We start from the raw sequence: 14269 nt of genomic DNA on the forward strand, positions 1-14269 counted from the left end.
AGTGATCCTTTCATGGAAACAACCGAAAAAGTAAGTGTAGCTCAAAAAGCATTAGAACAGGGAAAAGGAATTTTACGGCTGGCTCCGACCTGGGTGCCCCGCTCCTTCTGTGTACCCGGACGTCGAATCAAGTTACATCCCGATGATTATTACGTGCTCGGCGGTGAACGCGGTGGCATCGACGAACGCTGGTTATCTTCGACCACTCCGGCCAAAAATGGCCCCCTGACCGGCGAAAACGAAGGATTAAGCGCCGTGGTCTATTCGGATGGCACCAGCGAAGCGCAATTTTTATTGAAAGATGCCATTGAAGAACTGAAAGGTGAATTGATTGGAGACCGGCTGTGGAATGAATATGGTGCCTGGCCGATGTATTCCAAGTTTTTCGATAACATGGGGCCTCTCCCCCACCACCTCCACCACAACGACGAACAGGCCGCGCTAATCGGTCAGTTGGGCAAACCGGAGGCTTATTATTTTCCTCCGCAACTGAACAACCACGGCGGTGATTTTCCCTATACCTTCATCGGTATTGCGCCCGGCACCAGCAAGGAGCAGATTAAAGAATGCCTCCAGAACTTCACCAAAGGCGATAACAAGATCACGAATTACTCGATGGCCTACCGGCTCGAACCCGGCACCGGCTGGGATGTTCCTCCCGGGCTGCTCCACGCACCGGGTAGCTTGTGCACCTACGAACCGCAGAAAGCATCCGACGTTTTCGCGATGTACCAATCGCTGGTGAACGAAGCCATTATTCCGGAAGAATTGCTCTGGAACGGCACCCCGAAAGACCGCATTGGCGACTATGACCAGCTAATGGAAGCCATCGACTGGGATCTGAACGTCGATCCGCAGACGATGGCCAACCGGTTTATGGCACCCAAACCGGTGAAAGAAGTAGCCGAAATGGAAGCCGAAGGATACATTGAAAACTGGGTTTGTTACAAATCCGACGCGTTCAGTGCCAAGGAACTAACCATCTTGCCCGGTAAAACCGTAACCATTAAAGACAGTGCCGCTTACGGTATTATCGTGATGCAGGGCCACGGCAAAATGGGCGTCTGGGACATCGAAACCCCCGCCTTGATTCGCTACGGCCAATTGACGAACGACGAATTTTTCATCAGTGAAAAAGCCGCTCTGGAAGGCGTGACGATTGTCAACCCGTCGACCACCGACCCCATCGTTATGCTGAAGCACTTCGGCCCGGCGAATCCTGATTTAGTTTTATAAGTTTACGGTTTTTGGTATACAGTTTACGGTTGGCTGACGCATTCTGTTCAAGCTTGCGTCAGCCAACCGTAAACTGCATACCGAAAACCGCATAAAAACCTTAAACCATATCCCTTCATGAGCACGAATAATTATCCTAAACTCCACAACGCCACCTGGCCTGGTGTTGTCGGAAAAGGCCCCGACTCTGAACCCCTTATTCCGATCGATACGATGCTGGAACTGACCGCAGCTGCGGAAGTTGACGGCATCAAGTTTGACGGTGTCGACGTTGGACTTTTCGATCCCAGCATCGACATCAATGACCCGAAAGAAGGGGCCAAAAAATTAGCCGATAAAGTGGCCGCGCACGGTCTGGTGATCGGTTCGCTGGTGGCGCCCATCTGGGGCGGCCCCGTATTAGGCAGCAAAGAAGATCGCGCCGTGTTTATCGATATGGTCCGCAAAGCCTGTCAATACGGTCAATACCTGAAAGAAATCGGCATTCGTCCCTACGGCGTGATTCGGATCGACTCCGCCAGCTCGCCCGAAACCTGGGCGGCCGATCCGGCCGGCAATACTAAAATTATTGCCGACACCTTCCGCGAAGCCTGCGACGTAGCCGCCGAATACGGCGAAAAACTGGCGGCTGAGGGTGAAATCTGCTGGGGCGGTATGCACAGCTGGCGGGCGATGCTCGACACGCTCGAAGCCGTTGACCGGCCGAACATGGGCTTTCAGGCCGACATGTCACACACGTTTTTGTATCTCTTAGGCTACAACAGTCCGCAGGACCGGATTTTGCCCGCCGACTTTGAATGGAGCGACCGGGCGACGCTGGAAGAAGGCCTGAAAACGCTGACCAACGCGCTGCGCCCCTGGACCATCGACTTCCACGTGGCCCAGAATGACGGCACCGTTCACGGAACCGGCTCGCACGACAAAACCGGTCGCCACTGTCTGGCCACCGACCCGAATGGTAAACTCGATATTGCCCACGATGCGGGGTACTGGATGCGCGACGAAAAGGGCGAAGTCACGAAAGCCTTCAAACACATCTGCTGGGACGGTTGTATGTTTCCCAACGAGGTCATGTATAAACAACAGACCTGGAACGACATCCTGGCCGCTTTAATCAAAGTCCGCAATCAGCACGGCTGGTCAGAATAGGTTTACGGTTTTCAGTTTACGGTTGGCTGACGCATTCTGTTCAAGCTTGCGTCAGCCAACCGTAAACTGAAAACCGTAAACGACAAACTCTAAAACCATAAACTGAACGAATGGCAACGAAAAAAGAACTCCGCATTGGATTGATCGGAACCGGTTTTATGGGCCGGACGCACTCCAATGGTTATAATCGCGTACCCAATTTTTTTCCAGAACTGGAATACACGCCGGTATTGAAGGCGGTTTGTTCACGCAACGCCGAAAAAGTGCAGGCCTTCGCCGATCAGTGGGGCTACGAATCCATCGAAACGGACTGGAAAGCCCTGGTTGCCCGCGATGATATCGACGCGGTGGACATCTGTACACCCAACGATACGCACGCCGAAATCGCCATTGCCGCGGCAGCTGAGGGGAAAATGATTCTCTGCGAAAAACCGCTCGCCCGCAGCCTGGCCGAAGGGGAACAAATGGTGGACGCCGTCGACAAAGCCGGGGTTGCCAACACGGTTTGGTATAACTACCGCCGTCTGCCGGCGGTTTCACTGGCGAAGCAAATTGTCGCTTCCGGAAAACTGGGGCGGATTTTCCATTACCGCGCCAACTTCTTGCAGGACTGGACCATCAACGCCGACGTCCCTCAGGGTGGCACCGGCACCTGGCGTATGGACCTGGAAGCCGCCGGTTCGGGGGTAACGGGCGATTTGCTGGCGCACTGCATCGATACCGCCATGTGGATCAACGGCGGCATTACGGACGTGTCGGCGGTAACGGAAACGTTTGTGAAAGAACGCATGCACACCCTGACGGGCAAAGTGCAACCGGTCGGGATCGACGACGCCTGTATTTTCCATTGCCACTTTGAAAACGGCTCCCTGGGTCTTTTTGAATCGACCCGGTATGCCCGCGGTCACAAAGCGCTGTATACGCTCGAAATCAACGGCGAACACGCGTCGATTCGGTGGGATCTGCACGATCTGAACCGCCTGGAATACTTCGACCATTCCGATGAATCCATTGTCCGTGGCTGGCGTTCGATTCACGTGACGGACGGCGATCAACCGTATATGGACAAGTGGTGGGTGCCGGGTCTGGGCATTGGCTACGAACACGGATTTGTGCATCAGGTGGCTGATTTCCTGAAGAGTCTGGAAACCGGCGAGCCCTGTTCGCCCACGTTCAAAGACGCACTGGAAACCCAGAAAGTTTGCGAAGCCGTCATCAATTCCGCCAAATCGAGAAGCTGGCAGGATACGGGTGTCGAATGGACGGAGAAATAACACGTATTTATAACAGCCCCCGGTTTTAACCGGGGGACCAGTCACCGAATCATACCGTACAAACCAAACCGTTTTAACGGTTTCCGAATCATCCCGGAAAACCGTTAAAACGGTTTTGATTTAGCCATTATTTATCCCTCATTCCCACGATTTAAACCGTGGGCTGTTCGTTATGAACCCTGACTATATCCTTACCGTTCACGGACTGACCAAGACCTTTTCGGGCGTCAAGGCGCTGGATCAGGTTCGGCTGAAGGTGCGAAAAGGGGAAGTCCATGCGCTAATGGGCGAAAATGGGGCCGGAAAATCCACCTTCATGAAGATTCTGATCGGCCTTCATACGCCCGATTCGGGAGAAATTATCTTTGAAGGAAGCGAGCTAAAAGCCAGCAATGTCAACGAGGTTCTGAAGAAAGGAATCTCGATGATTCACCAGGAAATCCTGATCGTCCCGGAATTGACGGTCGCGCAAAATATCTTTCTGGGCCGGGAGTCGAAGCGGGGACTTTTTGGCTGGATTGATGAAAAAAGCCTGAATCAGCAAGCTGCTATCCTGCTGGAGCAGATGGGCGTAACGATACCGCCCGGTGCCCAAATGAAGTCCCTGAGCGTGGCCGAAATGCAGATGGTAGAAATTGCCAAAGCCATTTCCAACGACGCCAAGGTGATTATCATGGATGAGCCGACCTCCGCGCTGTCCGAAAAAGAAGTGGCCACGCTCTTCGGCATCATCAAAAACCTGAAGAAAAAGGGCGTCGCGATCATTTACATTTCCCACAAAATGGACGAAATATTTGAAATCTCTGATACCATTACGGTCTTGCGGGATGGCAAATACATCGACACCAAACCGGCCGCCGAACTCAACACTCCTTCGCTGATCAAACTGATGGTGGGGCGGGAAATCGACAACATGTTCCCGGAGCCGGTTACGCAGAAAGGCGACCACGTTCTGTCGGTTAAAAACCTGAGCCGCGCCGGTAAATTTTCCAATATCACGTTTGATGTCCACGCCGGCGAGGTGCTGGGCATTGCCGGTTTAATGGGCGCTGGCCGCACCGAAATCGCCCGTGCTATCTTTGGTCTGGACCCCATCGACAGCGGAGAAATTTATTTGAAGGGAAAACAACTTATTATCAAGACTCCACAGGATGCCATTCGTTCCGGAATTGGTTATGTTAGCGAGGATCGAAAAGGATTGGGGTTTATTCCCGGGATGTCGGTGAAACACAACATAACCTTAGCCAGTCTGCCGAACCACACCAAAGGGCTGTTTATTCAGGACAAAAGCGAAACGGCAACGGCGACTAAAATGATGACGGATTTACGGATCAAAACCGCCGGACCGGACCAGAAAGTGACATTTTTGAGCGGTGGTAATCAGCAAAAAGTCGTGATCGGAAAGGTGTTGCTGGCGTCCCCCGACCTCGTGATTCTCGACGAACCGACGCGGGGAATCGATGTAGGAGCCAAATTTGAAATTTATAAACTCATTAATCAACTGGTTGCCCAAGGTATCGCCGTCATCATGATCTCCTCCGAATTGCCCGAAATACTGGGCATGAGTGACCGGATTCTGGTGTTATCAAAAGGGCAACAAACCGCCCTGCTGACCCGGGAAGAAGCCACCCAGGAAACGATCATGCGGTACGCGGTACATTAAACATATTACGCTTGCAAACCCCAATGGAAAACCCTGTTCAAACCGATCGCAACCCGACTGTCGAAGCGTATAAAACGCGCATGAGGGGCATCGGCAAATACGGAATTTTTGTCGCGTTTCTCCTGATATGCGTTGTGCTTTCGGTGGTCACACCCAAGTTTCTGACGGTTTCCAACCTGACGATTGTGGTGACGCAGGTCTCGATCAATGCGTTGCTGGCTTTCGGCGTTACTTTCGTGATTATCACGGGCGGCATCGATCTTTCCATTGGTTCGACGGTCGCCGTAACCAGTGTCGTTGCGGCCTCATTCGCCCATCCCGATACCTATCCGGTACTTGTACCGATCCTGACGGGTTTAGCTGCCGGTTTGCTCCTCGGTGCTTTCAACGGTTTGGTCATTACCAAAAGTAAAGTTCCGCCCTTTATTGTCACCTTGGGAACCATGACGATTGGCCGGGGTCTGGCCCTGATTCTGAGTAAAGGCCGCCCGGTATCGAATTTATCCGATTCCTTCAATTTCATCGGTGGCGGGCAGATCGTGGGCATTCCAACCCCGATTATCATCCTGCTGGTATTCTTTATACTCTGCTCGGTTGTTCTCAAAAAAACCGTCCTGGGCCGCTATATGTACGCGGTGGGCGGCAATGAACAAGCGGCCAAAGCATCTGGTATTCAATTGAATAAAGTCAAAATGGTGGTCTACACGCTGTGTGGTGGACTGGCAGCTTTAGCCGGAATCTTGCTGACGTCGCGCATCACGACCGGCCAGCCGAACGCCGGGGTGGGTTTTGAGCTCGACGCCATTGCCGCGGCCATCATTGGCGGAACCAGCACCTCGGGCGGAACCGGAACCATGACCGGTACTTTGATTGGCGCTTTATTGATCGGCGTCATCAGCAACGGGCTGGATCTGATGAATGTTACGTCGTATTACCAGCAGGTTGTCATGGGCATTATCATCATCGGCGCGGTGGTTCTGGATAGTCTAAATCAACATAAAAACTAAAAACACCTCTCTTAAAGGGCATACAGGGGTTTACAAACTTAAAATGAAACGCATCAATTTCATCCATTTACTCATTCTTACCACGGTTCTGTTTACCGGTTGTAACCAATCCACATCGAGCGAAAAAAGCGGAGAAAGTGGTGGCAAAAAGCTAGTAGTGGGCGTCACGATGCTCAGCATGCAGAACGAGTTTATTGTCAACGTCAGTGACGAAATCGAGAAAAAAGCCAGGGAATCGGATATTGAATTGATCACCGTCGATGCCGAGCGTTCGGCTCTGAAACAGATTGAGCAGGTGGAGAGCTTTATCGCCCAGAAAGTCGATGTCATTATCATGAATCCCTGCGAGGTGGAAGCCAGTTCACCCGCCGTCACGAAGGCACTGGCGGCCAATATTCCGATCATCAACGTCAACTCCGAAACCACGGCAAAACCGTCGGCTTTTATCGGTTCTGATGATGTAGAATCCGGGCGTATTGCGATGAAGTTTATTGCCGAAAAACTGAAGGGCAAAGGCAACGTGGTGATGATGCACGGGTATATGGGACAGGCCGCCCAGATCAAACGGGAACAGGGGGCGCGGGAAATTCTGAAACAGTATCCGAATCTGAAACTGATCGCCCACCAGACCGGCGAATGGGACCGGGCGAAAGCCATGTCGCTGATGGAAAACTGGATTCAATCGTACGGAAATACCATTAACGCGGTTTTTGCCCAGAATGACGAAATGGGAATGGGCGCCGTCAAGGCATTGACCGACGCTGGCTTGAAGGATAACGTGGTGGTAGTCAGCATCGATGCCATTCCGGATGCGTTGCAGGCTGTCAAGAAAGGAACCCTCGACGCCACGGTTTTTCAGAACGCCGAACAGCAGGGTGCGCAGGCCATCGAAACCGCCCTAAAAATTGCCAAAGGACAGACGTATGAGAAAGAAACGCTCATTCCATTTCAATTGGTTACGAAAGACAATTTGGCTAAATTTATGAAATAGTATCACTATCTAATTAAATCCTATAAGCTTTTGGGGCACTATTTGACGAAATTGCCTGTTGTTTCTAAATAGCCTTCGTGCCCCACCGCTCCTGACATTCCCTAAACGTTGACTTTTTACTTGATAAATCTTCTTTTCGTATGCTAAAGCGGTCTTCTTATTTAATCGGTGTGGTTGCGGGGTTCCTGTGTATCATTCAGGCCTGCCACACGGATTCGGGCAACCGGGTTGAGGACGAGAAATTGCCGGATGTGGTCAGTTATAATTTCGATATTCGACCCATTCTCTCCGATAAATGCCTGGCCTGCCACGGGCCGGATGCCAACAAACGGGAAGCCGGATTGCGGCTCGACGTGGCTGAAAGTGCGTTTAAAGCTTTGGCCGAAAATCCTTCGGCCCACGCCCTGGTAGCCGGAAAGCCCGAATTATCGGCGGCTTTTCTGCGCATCACCACGCAGGATACGTCGCTGCTGATGCCTCCGCCCACGTCCAATCTCAAACTCTCCACCCGGGAAATCAACCTGATTGAAAAGTGGATTAAGCAAGGTGCTAAATACGAGAAGCACTGGGCTTTTGTTGCGCCTAAAAAAGCGGCCATTCCGGAAGTTGAAAAGAAAGACTGGCCCAAAAACGAGATCGATTATTTCATCCTCCATAAACAGGAGCAGAAAGGATTGTCGCCCAATGAAGAGGCCGACAAAGAGCGGCAGCTGAAACGCCTGAGTCTGGATTTGACCGGTTTGCCGCCAACCTTGCAGATGATGGACCAGTTTATGGCCGACAACAGTCCGAATGCTTACGAAAAAGCCGTCGATCAGTTGTTGAAAAATCCGGCTTACGGCGAAAAAATGGCGCTGCACTGGCTCGATCTGGCCCGCTACGCCGATTCGCATGGCTATCAGGACGACGGCTACCGGACGCAATGGCCCTGGCGCGACTGGGTGATCAACGCCTTCAATAAAAACCTGCATTACAACGATTTTGTAACCTGGCAGTTGGCGGGTGACTTACTCCCCAATTCCACGAAGGAGCAACTGCTGGCAACGGGTTTTAACCGGAACCATAAAATCACGGAAGAAGGCGGGGTAATCCAGGAAGAATACCGGATTATGTACGTCACCGACCGGACCGATTTATTCGGAAAAGGTTTGTTGGGCGTTACGATGGAATGCGCCCATTGCCACGATCATAAATACGATCCGTTCTCGCATAAAGAATATTATCAGCTCTTCGCTTTTTTCAACAACGTGAAAGAAGTGGGCCTCGAATCGGTAATTGGCGGACCCGAAACCTACGCTAAAAAACCGTTGATGGAAATCAGCGACGAGGACGTAAAAAGTATTTTAACGTTTGTCAATAAACCGGATACCAATCGGTTGATTGTGTCGGTCATGGGCGATCTGGAACCGGATACGCTTCGGAAAACCTACATTCTCAAACGCGGTGTTTACGATGCGCCGGGCGACGAAGTGGAACCCGGAACGCCCAGCGCCATCCTTCCTTTCGACAAGAGTTACCCCAAAAACCGCCTGGGTTTAGCCAAATGGTTGTTCGATAAAAAGAATCCGTTGACGGCCCGGGTGTACGTCAATCTGCTGTGGCAGGAATTCTTCGGCAAAGGCATCGTTAAAACGTCCGGCGACTTTGGGATGCAGGGCGACTTGCCGTCGCATCCGGAACTGCTCGACTGGCTGGCGGTTGATTTTATGCAGCACAACTGGGACATCAAACGGCTGGTGAAACAGATGGTGACGTCGGCCACCTACCGCCAGTCGGCAGTGGTAACGCCGGAAAAATTAAAAACCGATCCGGACAACATTCTGCTGGCACGCGGCCCCCGGTATCGCATTCCGGCCGAGTTTATCAAAGACCTGGTTTTGTCGAGCAGCGGTTTGCTGAATAAAAAGATTGGCGGTCCCAGTGTGAAACCGTATCAGCCCCCCGGTTTGTGGGAAGGCGCGACCTCGGGCCGTGGCCTGCTTTCGACCTACAACCAGGATCACGGGCCGAGCCTGTACCGCCGGGGCATGTATACGCTCATCAAGCGAACCGTTCCACCGCCGTCGATGGCTATTTTCGACGCCAGCAACCGGGATTTGTGCGAAGTGAAACGCCTGAAAACCAACACGCCTTTGCAGGCTTTGGTGATGATGAACGACCCGACGGTGCTGGAAGCCTCCCGCGTTTTGGCCGCCAAGCTGTTGCTGGAAAATAGTGCTTCCAAAGACAAAATCGGCAAGGCGTTCCGCATGATCGTGGGTCGGAAACCGAAAGAAAAAGAGATCGATATGCTGACGGCCTATTACGAAAAACAGCTGAAAGAGATCAAAAAACCGGTCGCCGAGAAAGCCCTGGCCGTTGGCGAATATCCGATTCCCGACAACGTAGACAAGATGAAACTGGCCGCGATGATGCGGGTCGTTTCGACGATTTATAACCTGGAAGAGACCATTACCAAGACCTAACGTACCCACGGACTTTAGTCCGTGAGCGTTGTCAGATAGAAACTAAAATCACGGACTTTAGTCCGTGGGTACTGAAATGGAAAAAGAAATCTTAGAACACGGCTTTAATTTTAATCGGCGTCGGTTTTTATCCCGGCTCAGTTTAGGACTCGGAAGTGCGGCTTTAGGGTCGCTGATGATCCCGGATCTTTTTGGCAAAAACAACGCCGATGAAGAAGGTTTGACGCCCGGCATTCCGCACTTTGCCCCCAAAGCGAAACGCGTCATTTACCTGTTTCAGAACGGGGCGCCTTCGCAGCAGGAACTGTTCGATTACAAACCCAAATTACGCGAATTACTGGGCCAGGAAATACCGCCTTCCGTACGCGGTACGCAACGCCTGACCGGTATGACCGCCAATCAGGCATCTTTCCCGCTGGTGGGGTCGTTCGTCGATTTTAAACAATACGGCCAGTCGCGGGCGTGGGTGAGCGATCTGTTTCCGCATACCGCCAAGATCGTGGACGATCTCTGCATCATCAAATCGATGTATACCGAAGCCATCAACCACGATCCGGCGCTCACGTTTCTGCAAACCGGCTCGCAGCAGGGCAACCGGCCGAGCATGGGTTCGTGGCTGAGCTACGGACTGGGCAACGAGAATAAAAACCTGCCGAATTTTACGGTATTGCTGTCACGCGGCATTGGTAACGGGCAGGGCGTTTATTCCAAATTGTGGTCGAACGGTTTTCTGGATTCCATCCACCAGGGCGTGCAGTTCAGCAAGGGTGAAGATCCGGTATTGTACCTGCGCGATCCGGAAGGCATGGACCGGCACGCGCGCCGGGATATGCTGGACAATCTGGCGGAACTCAACGATCTGGCGTACCAGGAATTTGGCGATCCCGAAATTACAGCCAAGGTAAAACAATACGAAATGGCGTACCGGATGCAGACGGCGGTCCCCGAAGTGATGGATCTGTCGAAGGAACCGGACGACATCATCAAGCTCTACGGCCCGGATTGCCTGGTGCCGGGAACGTTTGCGGCCAACTGTCTGCTGGCCCGGAAATTGTCCGAAAACGGCGTCCGGTTTGTGCAATTGTACCACCAGGGCTGGGATCAGCACGGCAACCTGCCGTTCGAAATTGCCAGACAAGCCAAGGATGTGGATCAGGCGTCGGCGGCTTTGGTGACCGACCTCAAACAACGCGGTTTGCTGGACGAAACGCTGGTGATCTGGGGTGGCGAATTTGGCCGGACCAGCTACACGCAGGGCAAGCTGACGGCCGACAACTACGGCCGTGATCACCACCCGCGCTGCTTCACGATCTGGATGGCCGGGGGCGGTATCAAACCCGGTATGGTCTACGGCGAAACCGATGAGCTGGGCTATAACATCGCTCAGAATCCGGTTCACGTCCACGATTTTCAGGCCACGGTTCTGCACCAGCTGGGCCTGAATCACGAAAAGTTAATCTTTAAACACCTGGGTCGCCGGTACCGCTTGACGGACGTTTCCGGAAAAGTAGTCCGCGATATCCTGGCATAATACGCATCCGTTCCTAAACCCACTGGATTCATTTTGTGATGACTAAAAAGGTCAAAAGTCTGGCCGAGCAGGCGTTATTTGCTTCTGCCATTTTTATTCTGTTCCTGCTACTTTTCGAGAGTAAAATCGTGGTGCCGACCTGGATGCAGCCCGTTGGACGGATGCACCCGCTTTTTCTCCATTTCCCCATTGTCATCCTGCTGCTGGCGATGGCGATGGAAATGTTTCGGTTCAACAGTTCGTATGCCACGAACGAATTTTACCGGGGCTTTCTGTCCAATCTGTTGCTGGTTGGGGTTTTGTCAGCCGCTGTTACCGTCGTCATGGGCCTCTTTCTATCCAAAGAAGAAGGTTATTCCGGCGATATGTTGCAGTGGCACAAATGGTCAGGAGTCAGCCTTTTTTACCTTTCCTGCCTGATCTACTGGAGCCGGAATCAAGCCTGGTATCAGGCGACCGTAGCCAAATCCGGTGCCATTCTGGCGGTTTTCTTCCTGATTGGCGCGGGGCACTACGGGGCGGTTTTAACGCACGGCGACAACTTCATCACGGGGCCGATTACAAACACGAATGCGGAACCCGTAGCGCTCGATCAGGCGCTGGTGTACGACCATGTCATTCAGCCCATCTTTCAGCAAAAATGCATCAGCTGCCATAATCCCGACAAACTGAAAGGTGAACTGAATCTGGCCGATGTCGATGCCATTCTGAAAGGCGGCAAATCCGGTAAATTATTCAAAGCTGGCCTGCCCGACCAGAGTCTGTTGCTGCAGCGAATTCATTTGCCCGCCGAAGAGAAAAAACACATGCCCCCGACGGGCAAAACACAATTGACCAGCGACGAAATTACCCTGCTGGCGCTTTGGGTGAAAAGCAAGCCGGATTTCAAGAAAAAGGTCGTCGATTTACCGCCTACGGATTCCCTACGGCGCATCGCAGCCGTGTTGTTCAAACCCGCTGAACAAACGGAGGAAGTGTATGATTTCGACGCGGCTGACGAGGAAACGGTCAAAAAATTGAACAATGACTACCGCACCGTGGCCTATTTAGCCAAGGAATCGCCGGCGCTGGCGGTCAATCTGTATAACCGCAGCATTTATTCCGTGGAGAAATTGCAGGAATTAAGTGAGATCAAGCAACAGGTGGTTTCCCTGAACCTGAATAAAATGCCGGTCAAAGATGCGGATTTAAAAACGGTTGCCCAGTTTGAAAACCTGCAAAAACTCGATCTGAATTTTACCGACATTTCCGGACAGGGATTGAAAGAACTGGCTGGTTTAAAGCATTTAAACAGCCTGACGTTATCCGGAACGAAAGTGACGTATGCTGACCTACAGAAGCAGATCGGCGACTTTAAAAGCCTGAAAACCGTCTCGCTGTGGGAAACGAAACTGACCATTCCAGAGATTCAGCAGTTGCAGAAAGCGAACAAAAACATTGCGTTTATTGCCGGATTTAAAGACGACGGCAAAGACCCGATTACCCTGAATCCTCCGCAGGTTAAAAATAGCTCGATGATTTTTGATAAACCGGTGGCTCTCCAGTTAAACCACCCGATCAAAGGGGTTCAGATTCGTTTTACGACCGACGGCACCGAGCCCGACAGCATCCATTCGCCGGTTTTCAACAACCAGACCATTCTGACCGACATGACGACCATCAAGGCCAGGGCCTTTAAGGACGGCTGGTTTGGCAGCAGTCTGGCGACCTTCGATTTTTACAAGAGCACCTACAAACCGGATAGTGTTGCGTTGTTGCTCCCGCTAAACCGGGTTCACCAGGCGGAGGGCGCCAAATCGCTTTTTGACCACAAGCTCGGAACCTTCAACGCCAACAGCCCGGCCTGGGCCAACAACTGGACGGGCGTCCGCAACAACGACATGGTGCTGATGGCCGAATACAAGAAGCCGGTTACGGTTTCGTCCGTCGCCCTGCGCATCATGGTGGAAGAAGCCACCGGTATTTTCCCGCCGGGCTCCGTCGAAATCTGGGGGGGCGACAGCCGCGACAAACTGAAACTCCTCTCGACGGTCAAGCCCAAAATGCCGGTCAAGGGCGAAACCCACGAATTGAAAAATGTGACCTGTACCTTCAAACCCCAAACTGTCACCTATCTCAAAATAGTGGCCAAACCGTGTACGCTGCCGGAGTGGCACGGCGGCAAGGGCAAACCGGGGCTGGTGCTGGTGGATGAGATGTTTATCAATTAAAACAAGTTCATGCGTAGCGGACGCCCGTAGCTTTCCAGTGTTCAGAACCGCATGGTAACGGGTAATGAAATGGCACATGAATCAGCAGAAACACCCGTTTAATCGACCTGCGGAACTGGTTTTATGGAAGCAGTTTCTTTCAGGCGATACCCTGGCTTTCGAGTCCCTGATGTCGTCGCATTTTCAGGTTCTGTTTCACTATGGCAGCAAATTTTCAAAAGATCGGGAGTTTGTCAAGGACTGTATTCAGGATCTTTTTCTGATCCTTTGGGAACGACGGGGCAACCTCAATGCGGAGGTTGCGGTGAAGCCCTACCTGATGGCATCGCTCCGACGGCTGATGAACCGCAGCGGACACCCCAAAACCGGGTTGCCGGACGCGGTTTCCACGGATGAACAGGGCGTCTTTGAGATTGAATTTTCGGTTGAAGAAGAGTATATAGAACAGGAAAGCATCCGGGTGACCACCCAACGTTTTAAGAAGCTACTGGATGAACTCCCCAAACGGCAGAAAGAAGTTATTTATCTGAAATTCTTTCAGGAAATGGACCGGAACCAGATTTCTGAGGTGATGGACATTTCTCCCCAAACGGTCTCCAATCTGCTTCAAATCGCCATCAGGCAACTGAAGGTTTACTGGAAAGTTGAATTATTGACGCTCTTGCTGGTTCATTTTTACAGCTAATTAGGCCGACGTAATGAGTACTTTTATATTTTTTTCAAAATAACTCCAATTGTTTTGG

At 52.0% G+C, this 14269-nt stretch carries 10 protein-coding genes; all 10 read left to right on the plus strand.

What is annotated here, in order from left to right:
• Window positions 1–12: 12 nt before the first annotated feature.
• Window positions 13–1236, plus strand: coding sequence for a class I mannose-6-phosphate isomerase (locus EHT87_RS11135; protein ID WP_124906701.1), 1224 nt, complete (start codon window positions 13–15; stop codon window positions 1234–1236).
• Between the two features lie 117 nt (window positions 1237–1353).
• Window positions 1354–2385: a sugar phosphate isomerase/epimerase family protein gene (locus EHT87_RS11140; RefSeq protein WP_124906702.1), complete on the plus strand. Its 1032-nt coding sequence runs from the start codon at window positions 1354–1356 to the stop codon at window positions 2383–2385.
• 110 nt (window positions 2386–2495) lie between these two features.
• Window positions 2496–3659: a Gfo/Idh/MocA family protein gene (locus EHT87_RS11145; RefSeq protein ID WP_124906703.1), complete on the plus strand. Its 1164-nt coding sequence runs from the start codon at window positions 2496–2498 to the stop codon at window positions 3657–3659.
• Between the two features lie 172 nt (window positions 3660–3831).
• A complete protein-coding gene (locus tag EHT87_RS11150; RefSeq protein ID WP_124906704.1) occupies window positions 3832–5322 on the plus strand; it encodes a sugar ABC transporter ATP-binding protein in 1491 nt (496 codons plus the stop codon).
• A gap of 80 nt (window positions 5323–5402) precedes the next feature.
• Window positions 5403–6329, plus strand: coding sequence for an ABC transporter permease (locus tag EHT87_RS11155; protein WP_374756027.1), 927 nt, complete (start codon window positions 5403–5405; stop codon window positions 6327–6329).
• 43 nt (window positions 6330–6372) lie between these two features.
• Complete coding sequence (locus tag EHT87_RS11160) at window positions 6373–7320, plus strand: sugar ABC transporter substrate-binding protein (protein ID WP_124906706.1); 948 nt, start codon at window positions 6373–6375, stop codon at window positions 7318–7320.
• A 140-nt stretch (window positions 7321–7460) separates the two neighbouring features.
• Window positions 7461–9785, plus strand: coding sequence for a PSD1 and planctomycete cytochrome C domain-containing protein (locus tag EHT87_RS11165; RefSeq protein WP_124906707.1), 2325 nt, complete (start codon window positions 7461–7463; stop codon window positions 9783–9785).
• A 76-nt stretch (window positions 9786–9861) separates the two neighbouring features.
• Window positions 9862–11316 (plus strand): DUF1501 domain-containing protein, encoded by a 1455-nt coding sequence (locus EHT87_RS11170; RefSeq protein ID WP_124906708.1) that lies wholly within the window; start codon window positions 9862–9864, stop codon window positions 11314–11316.
• 38 nt (window positions 11317–11354) lie between these two features.
• Window positions 11355–13526: a c-type cytochrome domain-containing protein gene (locus EHT87_RS11175; protein ID WP_124906709.1), complete on the plus strand. Its 2172-nt coding sequence runs from the start codon at window positions 11355–11357 to the stop codon at window positions 13524–13526.
• 76 nt (window positions 13527–13602) lie between these two features.
• Window positions 13603–14211, plus strand: a complete 609-nt coding sequence (locus EHT87_RS11180) for an RNA polymerase sigma factor (protein WP_124906710.1) — start codon at window positions 13603–13605, stop codon at window positions 14209–14211.
• Window positions 14212–14269: the final 58 nt, after the last annotated feature.

The sequence above is a fragment of the Larkinella knui genome (assembly GCF_003858645.1).
GTDB lineage: Bacteria > Bacteroidota > Bacteroidia > Cytophagales > Spirosomataceae > Larkinella > Larkinella knui.

Bases quoted from the DNA above. Each gene is read 5' to 3' on its own strand.
- EHT87_RS11135 (WP_124906701.1), top strand. From the start codon at position 13: ATGGAAACAACCGAAAAAGTAAGTGTAGCTCAAAAAGCATTAGAACAG.
- EHT87_RS11140 (WP_124906702.1), top strand. From the start codon at position 1,354: ATGAGCACGAATAATTATCCTAAACTCCACAACGCCACCTGGCCTGGT.
- EHT87_RS11145 (WP_124906703.1), top strand. From the start codon at position 2,496: ATGGCAACGAAAAAAGAACTCCGCATTGGATTGATCGGAACCGGTTTT.
- EHT87_RS11150 (WP_124906704.1), top strand. From the start codon at position 3,832: ATGAACCCTGACTATATCCTTACCGTTCACGGACTGACCAAGACCTTT.
- EHT87_RS11155 (WP_374756027.1), top strand. From the start codon at position 5,403: ATGAGGGGCATCGGCAAATACGGAATTTTTGTCGCGTTTCTCCTGATA.
- EHT87_RS11160 (WP_124906706.1), top strand. From the start codon at position 6,373: ATGAAACGCATCAATTTCATCCATTTACTCATTCTTACCACGGTTCTG.
- EHT87_RS11165 (WP_124906707.1), top strand. From the start codon at position 7,461: ATGCTAAAGCGGTCTTCTTATTTAATCGGTGTGGTTGCGGGGTTCCTG.
- EHT87_RS11170 (WP_124906708.1), top strand. From the start codon at position 9,862: ATGGAAAAAGAAATCTTAGAACACGGCTTTAATTTTAATCGGCGTCGG.
- EHT87_RS11175 (WP_124906709.1), top strand. From the start codon at position 11,355: ATGACTAAAAAGGTCAAAAGTCTGGCCGAGCAGGCGTTATTTGCTTCT.
- EHT87_RS11180 (WP_124906710.1), top strand. From the start codon at position 13,603: ATGAATCAGCAGAAACACCCGTTTAATCGACCTGCGGAACTGGTTTTA.